The organism is Desulfacinum hydrothermale DSM 13146 (assembly GCF_900176285.1).
Taxonomy (GTDB): domain Bacteria; phylum Desulfobacterota; class Syntrophobacteria; order Syntrophobacterales; family DSM-9756; genus Desulfacinum; species Desulfacinum hydrothermale.
The window spans coordinates 124,503-145,041 of the sequence record NZ_FWXF01000002.1 but is presented as its reverse complement, the minus strand read 5'-3'; the positions used below and the strand labels follow the sequence as shown (position 1 = coordinate 145,041).

Annotated in this window: 19 protein-coding genes; 13 read left to right on the top strand and 6 right to left on the bottom strand. The window is 60.2% G+C overall.

What is annotated here, in order from left to right; translation table 11 throughout:
* Position 1: 1 nt before the first annotated feature.
* Genes B9A12_RS03090 through hisD form a run of 3 tightly spaced genes read left to right on the top strand, consistent with a single transcriptional unit; the run spans position 2 to position 3,973 of the window.
* Positions 2 to 1,849: a triose-phosphate isomerase gene (locus B9A12_RS03090; protein ID WP_084056181.1), complete on the top strand. Its 1,848-nt coding sequence runs from the start codon at positions 2 to 4 to the stop codon at positions 1,847 to 1,849.
* A gap of 1 nt (position 1,850) precedes the next feature.
* Positions 1,851 to 2,651, top strand: a complete 801-nt coding sequence (locus B9A12_RS03085) for a septal ring lytic transglycosylase RlpA family protein (RefSeq protein ID WP_084056179.1) — start codon at positions 1,851 to 1,853, stop codon at positions 2,649 to 2,651.
* 2 nt (positions 2,652 to 2,653) lie between these two features.
* A complete protein-coding gene (gene hisD, locus B9A12_RS03080) occupies positions 2,654 to 3,973 on the top strand; it encodes a histidinol dehydrogenase (RefSeq protein WP_084056177.1) in 1,320 nt (439 codons plus the stop codon).
* Here hisD and cutA read toward each other — a convergent pair.
* Entirely contained in the window at positions 3,956 to 4,285 is a 330-nt protein-coding gene (gene cutA, locus B9A12_RS03075; protein ID WP_084056175.1) for a divalent-cation tolerance protein CutA, read from the bottom strand. The genes hisD and cutA overlap by 18 nt on opposite strands.
* A 68-nt stretch (positions 4,286 to 4,353) precedes the next feature.
* Here cutA and B9A12_RS03070 point away from each other — a divergent pair, with 68 nt between their 5' ends.
* Positions 4,354 to 6,156 (top strand): NYN domain-containing protein, encoded by a 1,803-nt coding sequence (locus tag B9A12_RS03070; protein WP_084056173.1) that lies wholly within the window; start codon positions 4,354 to 4,356, stop codon positions 6,154 to 6,156.
* A 109-nt stretch (positions 6,157 to 6,265) separates the two neighbouring features.
* Entirely contained in the window at positions 6,266 to 6,886 is a 621-nt protein-coding gene (locus tag B9A12_RS03065) for a hypothetical protein (protein ID WP_084056171.1), read from the top strand.
* Between the two features lie 11 nt (positions 6,887 to 6,897).
* Here the strand turns inward: B9A12_RS03065 and B9A12_RS03060 are convergent, their stop codons facing one another.
* The 5 genes from B9A12_RS03060 to mltG form a co-directional block, all read right to left on the bottom strand.
* Entirely contained in the window at positions 6,898 to 7,101 is a 204-nt protein-coding gene (locus B9A12_RS03060; RefSeq protein ID WP_084056169.1) for a DUF6485 family protein, read from the bottom strand.
* 184 nt (positions 7,102 to 7,285) lie between these two features.
* Positions 7,286 to 7,474 carry a hypothetical protein gene (locus B9A12_RS03055; protein ID WP_084056167.1) on the bottom strand — a complete coding sequence of 63 codons (189 nt, stop codon included), beginning with the start codon at positions 7,472 to 7,474 and terminating at the stop codon, positions 7,286 to 7,288.
* Positions 7,475 to 7,939: 465 nt separating this feature from the next.
* On the bottom strand, positions 7,940 to 9,586 hold the full coding sequence (locus tag B9A12_RS03050; RefSeq protein ID WP_084056164.1) for a fatty acid--CoA ligase: 1,647 nt from the start codon (positions 9,584 to 9,586) through the stop codon (positions 7,940 to 7,942).
* 123 nt (positions 9,587 to 9,709) lie between these two features.
* Positions 9,710 to 10,537, bottom strand: a complete 828-nt coding sequence (locus B9A12_RS03045) for an NTP transferase domain-containing protein (protein WP_084056162.1) — start codon at positions 10,535 to 10,537, stop codon at positions 9,710 to 9,712.
* Between the two features lie 38 nt (positions 10,538 to 10,575).
* On the bottom strand, positions 10,576 to 11,613 hold the full coding sequence (gene mltG, locus B9A12_RS03040; RefSeq protein WP_084056160.1) for an endolytic transglycosylase MltG: 1,038 nt from the start codon (positions 11,611 to 11,613) through the stop codon (positions 10,576 to 10,578).
* A 386-nt stretch (positions 11,614 to 11,999) separates the two neighbouring features.
* Here mltG and selB point away from each other — a divergent pair, with 386 nt between their 5' ends.
* From selB to B9A12_RS03000, 8 genes are all read left to right on the top strand, one after another.
* Complete coding sequence (gene selB / locus B9A12_RS03035; protein ID WP_084056158.1) at positions 12,000 to 13,925, top strand: selenocysteine-specific translation elongation factor; 1,926 nt, start codon at positions 12,000 to 12,002, stop codon at positions 13,923 to 13,925.
* Between the two features lie 19 nt (positions 13,926 to 13,944).
* Positions 13,945 to 14,235 (top strand): Dabb family protein, encoded by a 291-nt coding sequence (locus tag B9A12_RS03030; protein WP_084056156.1) that lies wholly within the window; start codon positions 13,945 to 13,947, stop codon positions 14,233 to 14,235.
* A 121-nt stretch (positions 14,236 to 14,356) separates the two neighbouring features.
* Positions 14,357 to 14,851, top strand: a complete 495-nt coding sequence (locus tag B9A12_RS03025) for a DUF1285 domain-containing protein (RefSeq protein ID WP_084056154.1) — start codon at positions 14,357 to 14,359, stop codon at positions 14,849 to 14,851.
* Positions 14,852 to 14,973: 122 nt separating this feature from the next.
* Complete coding sequence (locus tag B9A12_RS03020) at positions 14,974 to 16,047, top strand: type IV pilus twitching motility protein PilT (RefSeq protein ID WP_084056152.1); 1,074 nt, start codon at positions 14,974 to 14,976, stop codon at positions 16,045 to 16,047.
* A gap of 20 nt (positions 16,048 to 16,067) precedes the next feature.
* Positions 16,068 to 17,528, top strand: a complete 1,461-nt coding sequence (locus tag B9A12_RS03015; protein WP_084056151.1) for a hypothetical protein — start codon at positions 16,068 to 16,070, stop codon at positions 17,526 to 17,528.
* Entirely contained in the window at positions 17,510 to 18,079 is a 570-nt protein-coding gene (locus B9A12_RS03010; RefSeq protein ID WP_084056150.1) for a hypothetical protein, read from the top strand. The genes B9A12_RS03015 and B9A12_RS03010 overlap by 19 nt, the downstream gene beginning before the upstream one ends.
* Positions 18,076 to 18,747, top strand: coding sequence for a hypothetical protein (locus B9A12_RS03005; RefSeq protein WP_084056149.1), 672 nt, complete (start codon positions 18,076 to 18,078; stop codon positions 18,745 to 18,747). The genes B9A12_RS03010 and B9A12_RS03005 overlap by 4 nt, the downstream gene beginning before the upstream one ends.
* Complete coding sequence (locus tag B9A12_RS03000; protein WP_170920304.1) at positions 18,737 to 20,287, top strand: type II secretion system protein GspD; 1,551 nt, start codon at positions 18,737 to 18,739, stop codon at positions 20,285 to 20,287. The genes B9A12_RS03005 and B9A12_RS03000 overlap by 11 nt, the downstream gene beginning before the upstream one ends.
* Positions 20,288 to 20,539 lie beyond the last annotated feature (252 nt).

Here is a 20,539-nt window from a genome sequence, read left to right as displayed (position 1 = left end):
CATGGCCCGTTGGAATCCCAAAAAAGGCGTGTTGGACCACGAACATTCCCACTTCTGGCGTCACCGGCTGGTGGATGTGGAAGAGCCCAATCTCATGCGGGACATCTTCCCCTATGTGGAGGTGCCGCGGATCGACTTCGATCACAAGCTGCTTCCCATCGATCCGGCGGAAGATATCTTCATCACGGACACCACCTTCCGGGACGGCCAGCAGGCGCGGCCTCCCTATACGGTCGAGCAGATCGAGACCATCTTCGACTACCTGCATCGCCTTTCCGGACCCAACGGGGTCATCCGCCAGTCGGAATTCTTCCTCTACACCGACAAGGATCGCAAGGCCCTGGACGCCTGTCTGTCCAAAGGGTACACCTATCCGGAGATCACCGGATGGGTGCGGGCTGTGGCCTCTGATCTGCAATTGGTCGTGGACGCGGGGCTCAAGGAAACGGGCATCCTCACCTCCGTTTCCGACTATCACATCTTCCTCAAACTCAAAATCAGCCGCAAGGAGGCCCTGGAAAAGTATCTCGCCATCGTGAAGGCCGCTCTGGAAAAGGGGATCCGGCCCCGATGCCACTTCGAGGACGTCACCCGGGCGGACATCTACGGGTTTTGTATTCCTTTCGCCCTGGAGCTGATGAAGCTGCGCGAAGAAAGCGGTATCGACGTCAAGATCCGCCTCTGCGACACCATGGGTTTCGGGGTCACCTATCCGGGAGCCGCCCTGCCGAGAAGTGTTCCCAAGCTGGTGCGGGCCTTCATCGACGAAGCGGGCGTGCCGGGCCACCTACTGGAATGGCATGGGCACAACGACTTCCACAAGGTGCTGGTGAATGCCGCCACGGCGTGGCTTTACGGCTGCAGTGGAGCCAACGGAACCCTGCTGGGCTTTGGGGAGCGCACGGGCAACGCGCCCATCGAAGGCCTCATCATGGAATACATCAGCCTGAAGGGAAACAAGGACGGCGTGGACACCACGGCCATCACCGATGCGGCCGAGTACTTCGCCCGGGAACTGGGATACCGCATTCCGCCCAACTATCCCTTCGTGGGCGAGGATTTCAATGCCACACGCGCCGGTATCCATGCCGACGGACTCGTGAAGGACGAGGAGATCTACAATATCTTTGACACCCGGTTGCTGCTGCGCCGTCCGGTGAGCATCATCATCACGGACAAGTCCGGCGTGGCCAGCGTGGCCTACTGGGTCAACAACCGACTACGCCTCAAGGGCGAACAGCGCTTGGACAAACGCCATCCAGGCATCGTCAAGATCCACAAACGGATCATGGAAGAATACGCCAAGGGCCGCAACACCTCCATTTCCAACGAGGAATTGGAACACTGGGCACGGCGTTATCTGCCCGAATACTTCGTGAGCGAATTCGACAAGCTCAAGGACAGGGCCCGGTCTCTGGCGGCGCACCTGGTGGCGGAGGTGGTCGAAAGTGCGGCCATCAAGAGCATGGATCCGGAGATCCAGGAGCCCGTGCTCCAGACCCTGCTGGAACTCAACCCCTTCATCCAGTACGTGTACGTGACCGATGCCGAAGGGCGCAAGATCACGCGCAACATCACACACATCGTGGATCGGGCCAAGTACGACCAGGCCCATGTGGGCGAAGACCTTTCCGATCGGCCGTGGTTCATCGAGCCCATGAAGAACGGAAAGGTCCATGTGACCGACTTCTACACGTCCCGCTACACGGGGGCCTTGTGCATCACGGTGTCGGCGCCCATTCGAAACGATCTGGAAGAGATCGTGGGGATCCTGGGCATCGACATCCGTTTCGAAGACCTGGCCAAGATGGAAGAGATGGAAAAGAACGGAAGTTCCTGGGCGCAATAGCATGAAGTGGCCTGGAATCAAGCCCAAGCGGCCGAACCGTCTCATGGGCTGGGCATGTGTGCTTGTGCTCTGTTGCTTGAGCCTTGCCTGCAGTCATAAGGCCCCGCCGCCTGCTCCGCCAGTCCCCGGGGCGCCGCCTCCCATCGGCACCCAGAAGCCCTACCAAATCAACGGGGTGTGGTACTATCCCATCCCCAACGCCGAGGGGTACCGGGAAAAGGGCCTGGCCAGCTGGTACGGTGCGGACTGGCATGGGCGGCGGACGGCCAACGGGGAGCGCTACGACATGCACGCCATGACGGCGGCTCACAAGACCCTGCCCATGAACACCCATGTGAAGGTGACCCACCTCAAGACCGGCCGGTCTGTGGTGGTGCGCATCAACGATCGCGGTCCCTTCGTACGAGGTCGGATCATCGACCTGTCCTATGAAGCCGCCCGGCGTCTCGGCCTCCAAAAAGAAGGGGTGGCTCCCGTTCTGGTGGAGGCGGTCCGAGTGGCCTCACCCGTCCAGGTGGCCGGTGTCACGTCGTGGCGGTTGGAGCCCCGGCGTTCCTATCGGGAAGGACACTTCGTGATCCAGGTGGGATCCTTTCGCGAGCGGGCCAACGCCTTGAACGTTCGGCGGCGGCTCTTGCCCCTGGGAAGGCATATCTTTATCCGGCAGGTGAACCTGGGCGGAGAGACCTTCTATCGAGTGCAGGTGGGGATCTACAGGAAATTGGATGCGGCCGATGCCATGGCCGGGGACCTGAGGCGTCGTGGATTTGCAGATGCCTTTGTGGTCGCCGTGGAGGAGTGAAGATGCTGCCCGTTGTGATGTACCCTTCGCAGGAAGCCAAGGAGTTCTTTCTCAAAGTCACAGGTCGCCAGGTGGATGCGGATCCCCAGGTGGAACGGCAGGTGCAAGAGATCTTGGCCCGGGTACGGGAAGAGGGGGACAGTGCCCTGGTGGATTTTACCCGGCGCTTCGATGCTCCCCAATTCACGGAAGATCTTCTGGATGTGCCGGCCGAGGAGATCGATAAGGCCTACGAGGCGGTGGACCCGGTGCTGCTGGGGGATATCCGCCGGGCCCGGGATAACATTGCCGCCTTTCACCAGCGCCAGATTCAAAGGTCCTGGTTCGAGCCCTCCGACGGAGGTGTCTTTCTCGGCCAAATGAGCCGGCCAGTGGCGTCGGCCGGGGTGTACGTGCCCGGGGGCAAGGGCGGGGAAACGCCTCTGGTGTCCACCGTGCTCATGACGGCCGTTCCCGCGGCCATCGCCGGCGTTCGGGATATCGCCATGGCCACGCCCCCGGGGCGGGATGGGTCGGTCAATCCCTACCTGCTGGTGGCCGCACGGGAGGCCGGTGTGACCCGAATCCATCGAATGGGCAGCGCGTGGGCCATCGCCGCTCTGGCCTACGGGACGGCCCGGGTCAAGCCGGTGCATGTGATCGTGGGGCCTGGCAATATCTATGTGGCCACGGCCAAGCGAATGGTCTACGGGCGCGTGGGCATCGATTCTCTGGCCGGGCCCAGCGAAGTGGTGGTGGTGGCCGACGAAGGGGCGGATCCGGACTTTGTGGCGGCGGACCTGCTCAGCCAGGCGGAACATGATCCACTTGCCAGCGCTGTGTGCATCACCCACCATGGAGCGTTGGTGGAACATCTCCAGAAGGCCCTGGCACATCAGCTGGAGACCCTGCCGCGCCGCGAGACGGCGCGTCAGGCCCTTTCCCGCTACGGGGCGATCATCAAGACCGTGAGTCTGGAAGAAGCCGTGCATGTGGCCAACCTGTTGGCCCCGGAGCATCTGGAGCTAATGGTGGCCAAACCCTGGGAACTCCTTCCCCGTGTGAAACACGCCGGGGCGGTCTTTCTGGGACCGTACAGCCCGGAAGCCGTGGGCGACTACTACGCGGGGCCCAATCACGTGCTGCCCACGTCCGGTACGGCCCGGTTTGCCTCGGCCTTGGGGGTGGACACCTTCTTGAAGCGCACATCCGTGATCAGCTACAGCAAAGAGGCCTTCGAGCGGGACGCCGATGCCGTGGTGCGCCTGGCAGGCCTGGAAAGGCTGGACGCCCACGCCCGGTCGGTCTCCATTCGCCGGGACAAGCTACGCCGCCCCATGTGATGTGCACTCAAGGACCCACTGGAGGTAGTCCTCCGAGCCGGCGGTGACGGGAAGGGCGATGATTTCCGCCACCTCGTAGCTGTGAAGCTCCTTGATCCGGGCCTCCAGCTGGGCAAAGACGGCTTGCCGGGTCTTGATGACGAGCAATACTTCCGGATCGTCGCACACCTGGCCCTGCCAGCTGTAGATGGAGCGCACCGTGGGGATCATGTTGACGCAGGCGGCCAGCCTTTCTTCCACGAGGGCACGGGCGATGTGCATCCCTTCTTCCTGGCTCCCCACCGTAACAAGCACCACAAAGACCTGGTCCATCCCGTTTCTCCTTTCGGGCAAAGGGGTCTGAGGGTCCATGGCATCAGCGAGCGACAAGGACGGTACCGGTGTCCCCATCCATTTTCCATAAATCCATCTACCCGCGGCTTCCCGACTCTTTCTTTCTTTTTCTCGTTCAGGATATGAAAAGCAGCCGCTGGGTTCAACTCTTTCGACGGTTTCCCCAAGCGCGACAGGCCGTCTTCCGGGGGCTTCCTTCCGGGGACGAAAAAATCGGAGCCCAGATAACCCGCCCGCCCGCCTCGCGGCGGCTCGTGGAGACTTTCAAAGGCGATCTCGCCTTCTTCCAATCGGCGGCGGACGTCTGGGCGGACGACAACCTGGAGATCCTTGCTTTGCTGGACATGCTGGACCGCAACTTCCTTCGGGACAACCTGATGGATCTCAAGGATCTTATCGGGCCGGAAAGATTGGTCCTCTCACTCTATTTTCTGGAAGACGCGCTGGAGGATCTGGCCGAGCTGCTGGGCCGGGAAGACTTCTGGACACGTGGCATGGACGAGCGGCTGGGGGAATTGTTCATCCCGATCCGAAGTGTGCTCCAAAAGGCGGTGGAGGAAGTCCCGGAGTCCGCCGTCCTCTTTTCTTCCCTCGGTTTCGTGGGGCCAGGTCCCGGCTCGGATCGGCCAGTCGGCGACCTGGGCAGCGCAAAGGGCCCGCCCCGCAAAGGGGCCCACGCTCGGGAGGTGGAGAAGCGAAAGCGACTGGAAGCCAGAATCGAGAAGCTCAAGAAGGAAAGAGCCGTTCTGATCTCTGAAAAGGAACGGCTGCTCGGTGAAAATGCCGGCTTGAAACACCGACTCCAGGAATGGGAGAAGTCCTTTCAGGAGGCGCTGGAGCGCGGGATCGCCGAGGAGAAAAAGCGCTGGTACAGTCGCTACCAGGCGCTCGGAGATCCGGATTGGAAGGAACTGGAAAAGACTTCCCGACGCTTGGACCAGCTCTTCGTCTGGGCGGACAGGGCCTTCGCTTGCCAAAGGCAGGCCGATGAGCGCTACGGCCTCATTGGGGAAGTCCGGCAAAAGCTCCTCAAAATCGAACTGCACCTGCAGGAAATCGAACGCATCTTTGCCCAGTCCCTCATGGTGCACCCCGAGGTCCGTCGCCTCAAGAAGGCCTTGCTCCAAGAACGCCAGCGGGTGCTCGGCCTGCCGGGTGTGGAGAAGGCCTTGAAGGGGTTGCCCGCCGACCTGAACCGGGAAGGGCTCCTGAGCCGCCTTCGGCTTCTGGAGCCGAACCCTCGGAGCTTGGGAGCACTGAAGCGGCTGGAACGGGCCTTGCGGGATCTGGAAGAAACCGGCGTCTTGCCCGATCTGGACCTCCTTTTGGAAGAGGTGAACCACAAGCGGCGCCAGATCCTGGAAGCGCTCTACGGGCGGTTCATGAAAGAGGCGGTGCCAAAGGACGGGCGTTCAGACTGGAAAAACCTGGAACAGTTCGTTGCCAGCGGGGAGAGCCGCCGCTATACGGTCTATGTGGACGGCTACAACATTCTTCTTCGCCTGTTGTCTTCGGAAGAAAACCGGGGGACGGATCTGGCCGATCTGCGTAGTGACTTCATTGAGGCGGTGCAAACCAAGCAAAACCATTTTCGAAAGATCGTGCTGGTCTTCGACGGAGAAGGGGACTACAGCGATCAGCTGGGAAAAGTGGAGATCGTCTATACGGATAAAACCCGGGGGACCACGGCGGACCTTTACATCCTGCAGGCGGTTCGTAGGAGCAAGGACCGAAAGATTCTGCTCGTCACTGAGGATAGGGAGATCATCGAAGGAGCCGGTGCAAGGGTTTTCGCTCTCATTCGGCCGCTGGATTTCTATTCGTATGTTCATGACCTTTCCGGGGTTTGAGGTCCCGTAAGCCAGGGGAAAGCCTTGGGGCTCGGCGGATCGGGGGGCTCCGGTTGGGGGGATTGGCAATGTCTTTGGGAAACTCCGGTCGTCAGGGGTGGAAGTAGTTGTGAGCGAATACAACGCGGAACAGAGGAACAGCCTGGAGGCCATCGCAGCGGGCCTTGCGCGCATGTGCAAAGAAGAGGTGGAGGCGCTGCACCGGGACATCCAGCCCTACCTGGATTTCCGGGCCCGGGTGGACGCCTTTCAAGAGGAATACTTTTCGCGGTTGTGTGCGGAGTCCTGTTTTGTCAGCGGACGCAGTGCCTGTTGCAGTTTCGAGAGTATCATCACCTTCTTTGCGGATCTGGTCATCGCCTGGCTTCTGGCCGATGAAAAGGCCAAAGCCGGCATCTTGAAAGCCCTGGAGTCTCCTTTCCGGTCCGATCGATGCGTCTACCTGGGGCCCAAGGGGTGTATTCTCCCGCTGCGCCCCGTTTCCTGCGCTCTTTTTTTCTGCAGCGACGCCAAAGAGGAGATCTTTTTTCGCTGGCCGAAGGCCAAGGCCCTGTTGGAAACGTTGCGGGAGGAAGAGAAGAAGTTCACCTGGCCGGACCGCCCGGTTCTTTTCGACCACATCGAGGCGCAGTTTCTTCGCCTGGGGGTGGATTCCCGGCACATGTATTTTCACAAAAGCCCCGGCCTCCTTCTGGTGAAAAAGGAGGCGGGGCTTTGGAAGCCCAACTGAGTCAGGTCGGCTTAAACCTTCTTTTGCTGAACCAGACGGGCGAAGTGCTCAAAGGACCGATCGTAGGTCCTTTCGGCATCCGCCGGGAAGCAGCAAGCCGGCAATTGCCGACTTTTGAGATGGTACTGGAGGCATTCACAGCACATGCCCTTTCTGGAACACGGCTCGTAGGTACAGTTGCAGGAAGTCAGATTCTTTTCCTTCTTGCACTCCATGCGTGCGCCTCCTGTGCGGCAATCCTGAAGACTGGACAGGCCGGACACCCGGGGCTTCGGATGTTTCCAGCAGGGCACGGGCTCCGCTCATACGGCCGGGATTGGGCCGTCCCCGCCATCGATGGGCCACCATCGCAAAAGGACACGAGCCCCGTGCCTTCCGCGATGGGGGTCGATGCCCTGGCTAGTGGCCGGCTTCCTGTCCCCGCTTATCCCCTTTGGAGATGATGAGGCTCAAGATGAAAAGGAGCACAATCTCCCAGACGATGACCGCCGTCCACTTTTCGAACAAATGCCAGAAAAGGCCGCCGCCGATGATGGCCGGTACGCCTCCCACTACCAACATGCCGATACGCCACGCCCAGTTCGACATTCTTTGTCCCTCCTTTAATGCCCATTTTCACAATGAAAGCTTCTATCACAAGAGCGGCCGGGGCGCAATGGGCTAGGTGAACGCAGCGGGGCGGCAGGGATCAAGTTTCCTCGACGCCGTGCGGTCCCATCAGGCCCATGAGAAGGTGCGTCCAGCGCGGCCTGCTATCCGGCAGTCTCTTTTCGAACACGCTTTCTGATATGGGGTTCTCGGCTTAAAAAGGATCCTCGCAGGCGCCGGGGGAGTGGGATTCCACATGGCCCAGCGGTTTTCCATGAGCTTGGCGGAGGGCATGAGGAAGGCCGGCTTGGCGGCGATCCCAATCGCCTCCAAGCCGGCCCTCACGGAAGATGCGTCGGTTCCGAGCCGCGGGCTAGATTTCCGTGGCTCGAAACAGCCTGTGATTTCCTTGGCCTTTTAGGGCTGTGACATCTTTTAGAGTTGCCCCTCCAGGGAGGTCACCTGTCAACTGAACTGCTGACGCATAACCTTCTTGTCCAGCTTGCCCACGCTGGTCTTGGGCAGGGCATCCAAAAAGGCCACCCGGTCCGGAACGGCCCATTTGGTGATGGCCCCTTCTTCCACGAAACCCATGAAGTGGGCCTTGATGTCCTCTTCGCTCACCTTGCCCTTGTAGTCGTCCTTCAAAACCACCAGCACCATGGGCCGTTCGCCCCACTTTTCGTCAGGCACGGCGATGGCGGCCGCCTCACTGACCGCCTCGTGCTGCATGAGAATGTCTTCCAGCTCCAGGGTGGAAATCCATTCGCCGCCCGTCTTGATCACGTCCTTGATGCGATCCGTGATCTGCAGATAGCCGGTTTCGTCGATATAGCCCACGTCGCCCGTATGGAGCCAGCCGCCCTGCCAGAGCTCTTCGGCCCGTTCGGGATCCTTGAAGTAGCCCTGGGTGAGCCATGGAGACCGCACCACCACTTCGCCGGTGCTCTTGCCGTCGTGGGGCAGGAAGGTGCCGTCCGGGCTCATGATCTGCAGATTCACCAGCGGGATGGGCTGGCCGGTGCGGCATCGGACGGGGATCTGGTCTTCTTTGGACCAATCCAGCATATGGGGCTGGAGTTGCGACAGGGTGAGCACCGGGCAGGTTTCGGACATACCGTAGCCTGTAATCAAGTCTATGCCTCGATCCATGGCCGCCTTGCACAATCCCTTGGTCAGAGCCGATCCGCCGATGATCACCTTCCAGTTGGACAGATCCACTTCTTTGGCGGCGGGACTGGTGAGAATCATGTGCAGGATCGTGGGCACGCAGTGGGAGAAGGTCACCTTTTCCGTCACCAGAAGCTTCATGATCATGGCGGGTTCATAGCGGCCCGGGTAGATCTGCTTCACTCCCAGCTGGGTGGCCACATAGGGCAGTCCCCACGCATGCACGTGGAACATGGGGGTGAGGGGCATGTAGACGTCGTTGGAACGGAAAGTGGCTGTGGTATGCAACGATCCGGCCGCCGCCATGACGGTGATGGTGTGCATTACCAGCTGGCGGTGGCTGAAGAAGACGCCCTTGGGAAGTCCCGTGGTGCCCGTGGTGTAAAAGGTGGTCGCTTTGGTGTTTTCGTCGAAGTCGGGGAAGTCGTAGTCCGCATCGGCCCCGGCAAGCAGTTCCTCGTACTCACCATCCAGAGGAACGGCGGTCTGGGGAGCGGTTTCCGAGTCTTTCAGGAGCACGATCTTTTTGACCGTCTGGAACTGGTCCTTGATGGCTTCCACGATGGGCAAAAAGTCTTCATGGACCAGCAGCACGTCGTCTTCCGCATGGTTGACCGTATAAAGGATCTGTTCGGGGGACAAGCGAATGTTGACGGTGTGGAGGATGGCCCCCATCATGGGCACGGCGTAGAAAAGCTCCAGATAGCGGTGGCTGTCCCAGTCCATGACGCCCACGGTGGATCCCGGCTCCACGCCCAAGGCCTTGAGGGCGTTGGCCGCCTGCCCGATTCTCTTATAGAGATCCCGGTAGGTATAACGGCAAAGATCCCGGTAGACGATCTCCTGCTCCGGCGCATATCGGATGGGCCGATGCAGGAGCTGCTTGATGAGAAGCGGGTAGTCGTAAGCCGATGGGGTCTTGTCGATGAGCTTCACGGCCATAGATCCCTCCTTGTGCGGATACCTTGGATGTGGATGGAATGTGGGAAGAAAGGAACAAAATAATGGGCGCCCGGTCCAACCGGGAACAGATGCACAATAGCGAAAGTCCGGGCCGGGGTCAATCTAAGATGACGCCCGCCTTTGGGCATAGATGGATTGGGCCCGCTTCAGGGCTTCCGGCGTATCCACTCCGAGCACTTCTTCTTCGTCTGCCAGACAAAGGCCCACCGAATAACCGGCCCGATTCATGATTTCCACCAGGTCGGTCAGGAAGTATTCCCGGATCTGAACCCATCGCCCGTCGCGCTCCTTTTCGACCACGTGGGGATTCTTTTCCAATTCCCGAAGGCATTCCAGCAAGGGGCGGCGGCGGGCCCCATACACCCCGGCGTTGCACAGATTGAGCCGGGCCCTGCGTTCTGGATCCTGTTCGCCATGCCAATACTTCCATTCCACAATGCGAAGCACCCGGTCCCCCTCCACTTCCAACTTTCCGTACTGGGCCGGGTCTCGGGGATCGAAGGCCAGGACGGCCAAGTGCCTCTGGCCGAGGGATCTCAAAAGCCGCCGATAGGTCTCCGGCCGTATGAGCGGCACGTCGCCCATGGTGATGATCACCTCTTCCGTTCCAACCGATTCCAGGAAGGGCAGGGCGGCCAGCAGGGCGCCCCCGGTGCCGTTTGTCTCCGGCTGAAAACAATAGGTGCACGAATAGGCGGCCGTGGCCTCTTGCACATCCTCCGCACGGTGGTGAACCACGATGCCTTTGGGCCCGGGAGGAAGGTTTTCCAACACCTCCACGAGCAGGGGGCGGTCTCCCTCGTATGGATTGGCAGCAGATGAAATCAGGGGCAGGAGGGTCTTGTTGCCCGAGTAGCCTCGCATGCGGGAACCCTTTCCGGCCGCGAAGACGATACTGGTCACGGGGTGTGTCTCGTTGGCGTGTGTCATGGCGCTCTACCGACCTCCGTTGAATGTGGCAGAAGACTTCAATGTTTCCCGGGGGGTGGGACGGACTGTTGTTTGTGATTCCTGTATCGGCGGACGGCCCGCTGGTGGTCGCGGTAGCGGGCGGAAAAGGTATGGGTGCCGTCGCCGTTACTGACAAAGTAGAGATAGGAGGTTTCCGCCGGATAGAGGGCCGCCCTGATCGACTCTTCGCCCGGACTGCAAATGGGCCCGGGGGGGAGACCTTTGTGACGGTAGGTGTTGTACGGGCTTTCTCTTTTCAGATGCTCTCGTGTGATGGGCCCGCGGAACGATTTCAGATCGTAGACGGCCGTGGGATCGCTTTGAAGAGGCATGCCTTTTTTGAGGCGGTTGTAGAAAACCGAAGCAATCACGGGCCTTTCCCTATCCACCATGGCCTCCTTTTCAATCAGGGAAGCCAGGGTGACGACGGCATGGATACTCATACCCAGCTGACGGGCCCTTTCCTTTCGGCTTTCGGGAAAGTGCCTCCAAAATTCCTGAACCATGCGACGCAGGATGTTCTGTGGGCTTGTGTTCTTTCTGAAAAGGTAGGTCTCGGGAAAAATGTAACCTTCCAGGCTGGGGGCTTCCTGAAGGTCCAAGGATGCGAGAAATGCGGGGTCATGGCAGAGCCTGAGAATCTCCGCCTGGGAGGCCAGGCCCTTTTCTTCCAGCAGCTCTGCGATCTCCTCGAGGCCGGATCCCTCTGGGATGGTTATTTTGTAGAAGATGACCTTGCCGTGAACCAAGGCGTCCAAAATGATGCGGGGAGTAGGCAAGGGGGGAAAGCGATAGGTGCCTGCCTGCAGTCTTCCGGCGGCCTTCTGAAGGCGGGCGTACCAGTAAAAGAGGCGGGCATCGGAAATAGCACCCTGGCTTTCCAGGAGAGCCGCGATGGCCCTGGGGTTGGTTCCCTGTTGGATCTCCACCTCCAGGGGGGCCAGGTTGGGGGTGGGAGTCAAGGAAAAGGTCCACAACCGAACGACTTCCAGGAAGCCCAGGGATCCAACAGCCAAAAGAAGCCAAAGAGAAGCCAACCAAACGAACCGTCGCATGAACACTCCATCTGATCGTCACCTTTGAAAGGGGCGGGTCCTGGGAGGTGTCCGTGAAGAACTCCCAGCAGTGGCCAGCCTCCAGGCCCCCTTCTGTTGGGGCGGCCGTACGGGCTCCATGCCTATCACGGGCCCTTCTTTTTCTCAAGGCGTTGGTGGCGGTCCAAGGGGCTTTCCCCGCACTGTCCAGCGGAAGGCGGAACGCCGCTTGAGGGCGGCGGGGCCTGTCGCCATGGTTTCGGCCTGGCTCTCCAGATCCCGCCGCCGACTGACGGACCGAAGAGTGCGCCCGGGTTGCGGCGTTGAATCGCCGGAAGGGATGTGGCACACTGTGCCCCACGTGGCTGCCCACAAATGAGGCGATTCCAAGTGCGAGGTGACAGGCGATGAATCAGGTGGTCCTCGGGACGGCGGGACACATTGACCACGGAAAGACCTCCCTTATCCGTGCCCTGACGGGAATCGATACCGACCGATTGAAGGAGGAAAAACAGCGGGGGATAACCATTGAGCTGGGTTTCGCCTACCTGGATCTTCCGGACGGAAGCCGCTTGGGGATCGTGGACGTTCCGGGCCATGAACGTTTTGTCAAGCACATGGTGGCGGGAGCCTCCGGGATCGATCTGGTGGCGCTGGTGGTGGCCGCCGACGAAGGGGTGATGCCCCAAACGCGCGAGCACCTGGAAATCTGCCAGTTGCTACGCGTGAAGGAAGGGCTGGTGGTGCTCACCAAGATCGACATGGTGGACGACCCCGACTGGATCGACATGGTGGAGGAGGACGTCCGGGAGTTTCTCCAGGGCACCTTCCTGGACGGCGCTTCCGTGGTGAAGGTTTCCGCCGTCACCGGCGAGGGGATGGACGAGCTCAAGAAGGTCCTCTTGGAGAAGGTGGCCCAGGTGCCGGGTCGGAGCCAAGCGGGTCCGTTCCGCCTTTCCATCGATCGGGTCTTCACCATGCGCGGGTTCGGCACGGTGGTGACGGGAACCAGCCTGTCCGGAAAGCTGCGGGTGGGGGATCCGGTCACCATCTATCCGTCGGGGATCAAAACGAAGGTGCGCGGCCTCCAAGTCCACAACCAGGACGTGCAGGAGGTCTTTCCCGGCCAACGGACGGCCATCAACTTGCAAGGCGTGGACCGGGAGACCGTTCAGAGGGGCGAGGTGCTGGCGACACCGGATTCCTTGCTTCCCAGCTACATGCTGGATGTTTCATTGGACCTGCTCCCCAGCGCTCCCAAGCCCTTGAAGGACCGCCAAAAGATTCGATTCCACACCGGAACCATGGAGACGGTGGCCACGTTGATCCTTCTGGATCGCCAGGAACTTTCCCCCGGTGAATCCGCCTTCGCTCAAGTGCGCCTGGATCGCCCTCTGGCGGTTCTTCGGGGAGATCGGTTCGTCCTGCGCTCCTATTCGCCCATCCGCACCCTGGGCGGCGGTGAGATTCTGCATCCGGTGCCCAAAAAGCACAAAGGAAAGGACAAGGCTCAGGCCGCCGCGTCCCTTGGCTTGCTGCAGTCTGGATCGGAAAGCGAGATCCTTTTGTGGCATGTGCTGGATGCCGGATGGACCGGCGTGTCGGAAGCGGAACTCAAGATCCGTTCCAACGTGATGGGAAAGGCCTTCCGAGACAACCTGGCCAGGCTGGTGAGCCAAAAGGCCGTCCTTCTCTACGACAAGGAAAGTCGCCGCTACATCCATCCGGACGTGCTCCGGGCGGTGGAAACAGACCTCTTGAAGGTTCTGGACGCCTACCACCGAAAGAACCCCTTGAAGGCGGGTATGCCCAAAGAAGAGGTGTCGGCTCAGATGGAACGGCCCATCGATCCCAAGCTCCTGGGCTATGTGTTTCGGCAATTGTCGGAGCGCGGAGAGTTGGTGCAGGAAAAAGAGGTGGTCCGGCTCACTTCCCACAAAGTGGATCTGACCGATGATGAAAAAAAGATCCGGGACTGCATTGAAGAAATCTACAGGAAGGCCTGGTTGCAGCCTCCGTTTTTCAAGGTTGTGGTGGAAGACCTTCCCGGCAACAGCCGCCAGCATAAAGATGTGCTGGAATGGATGCTGGCCCAAAAGACCTTGGTCAAGGTGAAAGAAGACCTCTTCTTTCACCGCAAGGCCATTGAAGACCTCAAAGAAAGGCTGGTGGGATTCCTCAAGGAACATCAAGAGATTTCGGCCGCCCAGTTCAAGGAAATGACTCAGGCCAGCCGCAAATACACCATCCCGCTGCTGGAATACTTCGACGGACAGCGGGTGACCATCCGGGTCGGAGACGTGCGAAGGCTTCGTGAAACCAAGAATGGATGAGGGAACGGGGAGGAGCGTGATGATCAAGCACGTGGTGCTGCTCAAGTTCAAGCCGGGTGTGACGGAAGAGGACGTGGAATCCTTGGAGAAGGGACTGGACGCCCTTCCCGGGGCCATTCCGGAGATCCTTTCCTACGATTTCGGAAGGGATATTGTTCGCTCTGAGCGTTCGTTCGACTTCGGCCTCGTTTCCAGCTTCAAGGATCTGGAGTCGCTCAAACGCTATCAGGTGCACCCGGAACACGTGAAGGTCCTGGAGATCGTCAAGCGGATCTGCGATCAGATCGTGGCGGTGGATTTCACCTTCTAAAGAGCTTGTTTGAAAACGCCCAGATTGCGCCCGCCCTGTGCCAACGGATAGATGGGGCCCGCAGGGAGCAACCTGGGCCTTCTCGGACAAGCTCCAAGACGGGTGCAAAGGACGTGATGTGATGGGGGAGCCCAAGCGGCGGGGCCAACGCCATCTCTACGATTACTTCATCGACGAACACGGCCGGTGGTTCTGTGAAGGCAATCCGGTGGAAGACCGCGATCTTTTTCGCCTCCTGAGCCGGTCCCTCTTTGAAAGAATCGGCCGCTACTACGTCCGATGCGAAGGGGAAGTGCATCCGGTGCGCGTGGCCGATGCGCCTCTCTGGGTGCGGTATATCTTTGTCGACAAGGAAGCATCCGGTTCGGTGCGACGCATCCGGATCCTTCTGGAAGACGGCCGGGAAGAGCCGCTTCGGCCCGAGAGCCTTCGCATTCAGGGCGAGCGCGCCCTCTATTGTCTTGCCACGAAAAGGAATCTGCCCGCCCGGTTGGGCAAGGTGGCCTACTACGAGCTGGCCTCCTTGCTGCGCTGGGATGAGACCGGCGGCTATCGTCTCACGGTGGCGGGCCGGGACTATCCCATCCAGACCCTCCGCAACGAAGAATCCTTTTAAGTATTCCTGCCATAAGCCGATTAGAGAATCTGAAGGTGAAAGTTTAGGCACGAAGTTTGCCGAACCTTCCCGCGTGGACTCGCGCCGTTCATGGGATGCCGCGAACTGGGACGGAGGGGAACATGATCTCGCTGCAAGACCTGCTGGCCCGGATGCCCGAGCTGGAAGCCTCAGATCTGCACATCACCGCCGGGGCGCGCCCCCAGTACCGAATCTATGGCAGACTGGTCCCAGCGCGCGATGAAATCCTGAGGCCCGCCGATACGGAGCGGCTCTGTCTGGGGATCCTCTCCCAGGAACAGAAGGAGCAGTTCCTTCGCGACGGGGAACTGGATTTTTCCTTTGGACTCGAAGGCGTCAGCCTTTTCCGGGTGAATCTCTTTCGCCAGCGCGGAAGCGTGGGCGGGAGCTTTCGCGCCATTCCCTTTCGGGTACCCAGCCTGGACGAACTGGGTCTGCCGCCCGTCATCGCTGATCTTCTCCAGAAACCCAGGGGCCTGGTGCTCGTGACCGGGCCCACGGGAAGCGGCAAGTCCACGACCCTGGCGGCCATGATCGATTGGATCAACCAGAATCGTTCGGGCCACATTGTGACCATCGAGGACCCCATCGAATATGTCCATTCCCACAAGAAGTGCCTGGTCAATCAGCGGGAAGTGGGCCGGGATACCCAATCGTTTCATTCCGCCCTCCGACGGGTGCTGCGTCAAGATCCTGACGTCATCATGATCGGAGAAATGCGGGATCTGGAAACGATCCAAGCCGCTCTCACCTTGAGTGAAACGGGCCATCTCACCTTGGGTACCCTGCATACCAACACGGCGGTTCAGACGATCCATCGGATCATCGATGTCTTTCCCCAGCATCAGCAAAACCAGGTGCGCCTTCAGCTGTCCATGGTCCTGGAAGGCACGGTGAGCCAACTTCTGCTGCCCCACGTAGATGGCGTGGGAAGGTTGTTGGCGTTGGAGATTTTTTTGCCCACTCCGGCCATGCGCCATCTCATTCGAGACAACAAGATCCATCAGATCTACGCCCAGATGCAGCTCGGGCAAACCGAGACGCAAATGGTCACCATGAATCAAAGTCTCCTGCGATTGGTGCAGCAAGGGAGCCTTTCCATGGAAACCGCGCTCAATTACAGCCCCGATCCCGAGGAGCTGCGCACGATGGTTTCGCGTCAGGCCGCCTTTTAGACCCCCGAGGAACGATGGTGATGTGGCGAGGCCGCAAAAAAGACCAGGTGATTGTGTGGGTATCCCAAGATGCCTTCCACGTTTTCAGTGTGGAGCCGGTCCGCGCAAGGGACGTTCGTGGCTTTAGACATCGAACTTCCTTTCCCTTTTCGCCCCAGGGAGCCCAAGCCCCCGTCGAGGCGTTTTTCCCCGAGGAAGCCTTCCAGGGGGGTGAAGGGGCCGTCGTCGTGGTGCCCGACGCGTGGGTTTCCGACAAATGGGTTCCATTCGAGAGCACCAAAACCCGGCTCATTGAAAGCTACGCCTACCGGCAAGTGCGAAGGGAACTGGGAGGAGATTCTGAAGGAGCCCACTTCTTTTGCTGGAGATCGGATCCGTCCGGAAATGGGCGGAAGGGCTTCCATGTGCGCTTCGCACGGGATCCCATGGTTTGGCGGGTCTTCCAAGCCCTGAAAAGGCGGGGTGTGCACGTGCGGGCCATCACCACCGCAGGCTTTCTGTGGGAGGATCTGCTTCGAAACACGCCGACGGTGCCGAAAGATGAAGTCAAAGCGGTTCTTTTCGAGCGACAGGGTCGATTCCATCTTTACGCCTTTTCCGACGACAGGCTGGCTTTCCACCGGGACCTGAAACCCATGGGAACGGATCCCCCGTCCCTTGTGGAGGTTCTCTCCTACGAGATCCAGCAATCCAACGTCTTTTTTCAACAGCAGCAAAAACGCCCGTTTTCCCGGATCCTTCTGGACGGTGACGGGGAATGGGTCTCTTTGCTTGTGGAGAATTTGAAGCAGTCGCCGGCCTGGACGGTGGAAAGGTGGCAACCATCGGCGGAGGTGAAGGTATGGAGCGACGCGGCCGACTGGGACGCGGCAGGTTGGCAACGCGCTTTGGCTTTGGTGGACTGTGATCGTGTGAACGCTCTATCCGGAAACATCCTTCCGTCCCGCCATAAACGTGAGCTTGCGCTGGATCCCTGGTTTCGATGGGGCATTCTCACGGGCGCGGCCACAACGGCTTTCATCTTGTTGGGGAGTTTGTTCTCGCCTACGGGTGGGATCTGGCGTGAAGTTCCGGCCGCGCAGGGCATGGCGGACAACCTCCAGATGCCCCATCCGGCGCTGAACCAGTGGCGTCAGGAAGCGCAATTCATCTCCAGCCGCTTTGGCAAGGGAAGTCCCGCGCTTTTGCTCCATGCGATCCAGCGGAGCCTACCCGCCCCGGTGACACTGGAGGCCGTCTCCATGGACCTGGGCGCGGTAACCCGACTGGCCCTGGACGCCGTTGTGACGGCCTCTTCGGTGCACGTGTTTGAGGAGCAATTGAGGATGGTCCTGGATGGGTTGGGGGCCTTGGATCCCAATCTGAAGAAAATTCCCCTGTCCCGGATACCCTTCGAGCAGTTGGGTTCGGCAAAAGAGGGCGTTCCACAAAGATACCGTTTCCATCTGGAGCTGGAGATCCCATGGGCAAAAGGGGCGTGATTCTCGTGGTGGTTTGGGCGATGGCCGTCCTGGCGGCTTGGCTCGGCTGGTATCGGCAATACCAGGCCGGGGAGGCAGCACGGCGCGTCCAAATGGCCCGAGAAATCCAGGGAACCTATGAGGCTGTCTATCCTTTGGCGAAAGATCTCGGCCGATGGGTTCGGGAGTGCCATCTGCCGTGCAAGGATCCACGGATCGGCTGGCTTGTCCTGGAAGAAGAACTGAAACAGTTGGGGGACCGCATGGGGCTTGAGAAAATCGAGTGCTCCGTGCAAAAGGGCCCGGAAGTCTCCCAGCTGGGTGATCCCTACCTCCGTATGTCCGTGGAGGTTGCACTGCGCGCTGAGCCCGAAAAATGCCTGGCCTGGATGGCGGAGGCAGAACGCCGCTATCCCTTCTGGGAGATCGAAAAGGTCCAGGTGAAACGCTCCAGGAGCCGACAGGAGGACAGGGGGCTCGGCACCATCCATCCGGGGATTGCTCAATCCCCCGACTCTGGATCCTGGGACGTCCAGCTTACCACAGTCTTTCATGCGAGGATCGTCCCATGAACGCTTGGATCTTGACGCACCCTGGCCGCTTTTGGCTGCTTGTGGCGGCGCTTTTTGTGGGCACCTGCGGCTTTCTATTCTGGGGCCATGGCCCCGGTTCCCATGAAAGCCTTTCGCAACGTGCGCCATGGCAGGGGACAAGAGGCGTGGTGGTTCGGGCGCGGGATACCCATGCCCTGTGGACCAAACGCCAGGCCGCTTTGGAGGAGCTCGCCCGGCGGGTGCCGGCCCTCTCCCTTTCCGGAAACAAAGGCCCCCAGGCCCCGCCTCTTGGGCAAGAGGTGCTTCAACCCCCCGTGGACGAGACCCCGGTGGTGCGGGAGCGTCCTCCCTTGCTGCAAGGGATCGTGTGCCGGCATGAATGGGGCGGTGGGTCCCCTTGCATCGCCGTCATGGGCGGCAAGCGTGTGGTTGAAGGGGATATGATCGGCTCCTATCGGGTTGCGGACATCCAACCCCATCAAGTGGTCTTGCGGGATCGCCAAGGAAATCCCGTGCGGTTGGAACCGAGGCGGATTCCCTGGGTTTTTGTTCCTTCCCAAACGCAGGATCCGACTGAGGCGGGGGATCCGGGTGTGGGAAAGGAACCTTTACCCTCAGATGCTCACTTGCAGGAAATCCAGGACGCCAAACGGGTCCAAGGTGGAGGCTCGGACAATGAAACCTGAACACAGATTATCTTGGTTCGCACTGTTTGTGATGCTGTTTGTCCTGGTGTCTTGCGCCGGGCCCAATATGGCGGGTCGCAACCGGGGAGAAGCGCGGCTGCCTTCCAGCTATCTCCATCCCCCCAAGGGGAATCCGCCGCCGGGGCCCCCTGCTCTGGAGGAAAAGGTCCAGCCTTACGTCCCACCTTCTCCCCAAGAGTCCAAGCTCTACTCACTGCAATTCGATGGGGCCCCTCTGTCGGCCGTTCTTGCCGCCATCGCCCAGGAAGCCGATCTCAACCTGATCGTCCAAAAGGGATTGGACTTGAGCCTTCCGGTTTACGTGCGCCTGTCCAACGCCACCTTGGACGAAGCACTCCAAACGGTGGTGGTGCAGGGCGCGGACTATGCCTACAAGGTTGATGCGGGATCTCTCTTGGTTCAGCGCTTCGAGGAGGAGATCTTCCATGTGGAGTATCTCCGATCCAAACGAAAGACCACCACCAAGGTGGGTGGCGACATCCTGGGCAGTGCCATGGAGACGGCGGGAGGTGGGGGCGGAAGCTCCGCGGTGACCAGCGAGTTTCGGGTGGAAACGGAAGACTCCGATGAGACGGCCGACATCTGGGGCCAGATCAAGTCGGCCCTGGAGGCCCTGAAGAGCCCCGAAGGCACAGTGCTCGTCCAACCCTATGCGGGAACCATCTATGTGGCCGATGTGCCTTCCCGGATGTCCAGCATCCGGCGTTTCATCGAGCGCCTCAAGGAAGTGGTCAAACGCCAGGTGCTCATCGATGCCAAACTCCTGGAAGTCCAATTGAGCGATTCCAATCAAATGGGGATTCAGTGGGATCTGCTCCAGGAAAGGCTTTCCCTTTTCGGCGCAGAGGGGGCTTTGACCCTGGTGCAGAATCTGGGCGCCGGGTTGGCGTCCGGTACCGGGGCCACCATCTCCAGTCCGGGGACGGGAGGCGCCGCGGGGCTGAGCCTTACCAAGGGGGCGACCGCCCTGAACGTGCTCATCGATTTTTTGCGCTCGCAGGGGCAGTTGCGGGTCCTTTCCAACCCCCAGATCGCGGTCATGAACGGGCAATCGGCGGTGATCACCGTGGGCAGTCAGCTCCCCTTCGGGGACGTGTCGGGGCTCACGGTGGACCAAAACGGCAATGTGCTTTTCGAGTCCTCCATCAAGCGGGCCCTGTTGGGCCTGCAACTGGGCATCTCCCCGCAGATCGCCGACGATGGGGAAATCCTCTTGCATGTGGTTCCCTCCATCACCAACCTGCAGGGTGAGGAGGTGGTGGATATCCCCACGGCGGGATCCAGCGTCCAACAGGTGCGCAACCCCATCATCTCTCTCAGGGAGATGGGCACCATGGTGCGGGTCCGTGAAGGGCAGAGTGTGGTGCTGGCGGGTCTGATCCGGCGAAACGACAGCTGGAAGCAGGACAAGGTGCCCCTGGCGGGGGACATCCCCTTGCTGGGAGGGCTCTTCCGCAATCACCGGCAAGAAAGCGAGAGCACCGAACTGGTGGTGATCCTCACCCCGCGGCTTATGTGAGGGCCGTGGTCCCGCGGCCTTGTGCCCTTGCCATGAATCCCGTCGGGACGTGGCGTGGCAACCAAACGGGTGTTAAAACGTCCCTCCCAATCACTGGGTCCATGGGTTGCCGGCTTCCAATCGGCCGTCACCCAACGCATGCAGTCAATACAGGGCTTTACGATCGTTTTGGGCACACGCGATCCATCGGATCGGCCTTAAAGAAGGTGTGGCGGGGGGCGCCCTTCCAGTCGGTGGCTCCTTTTCGGACGG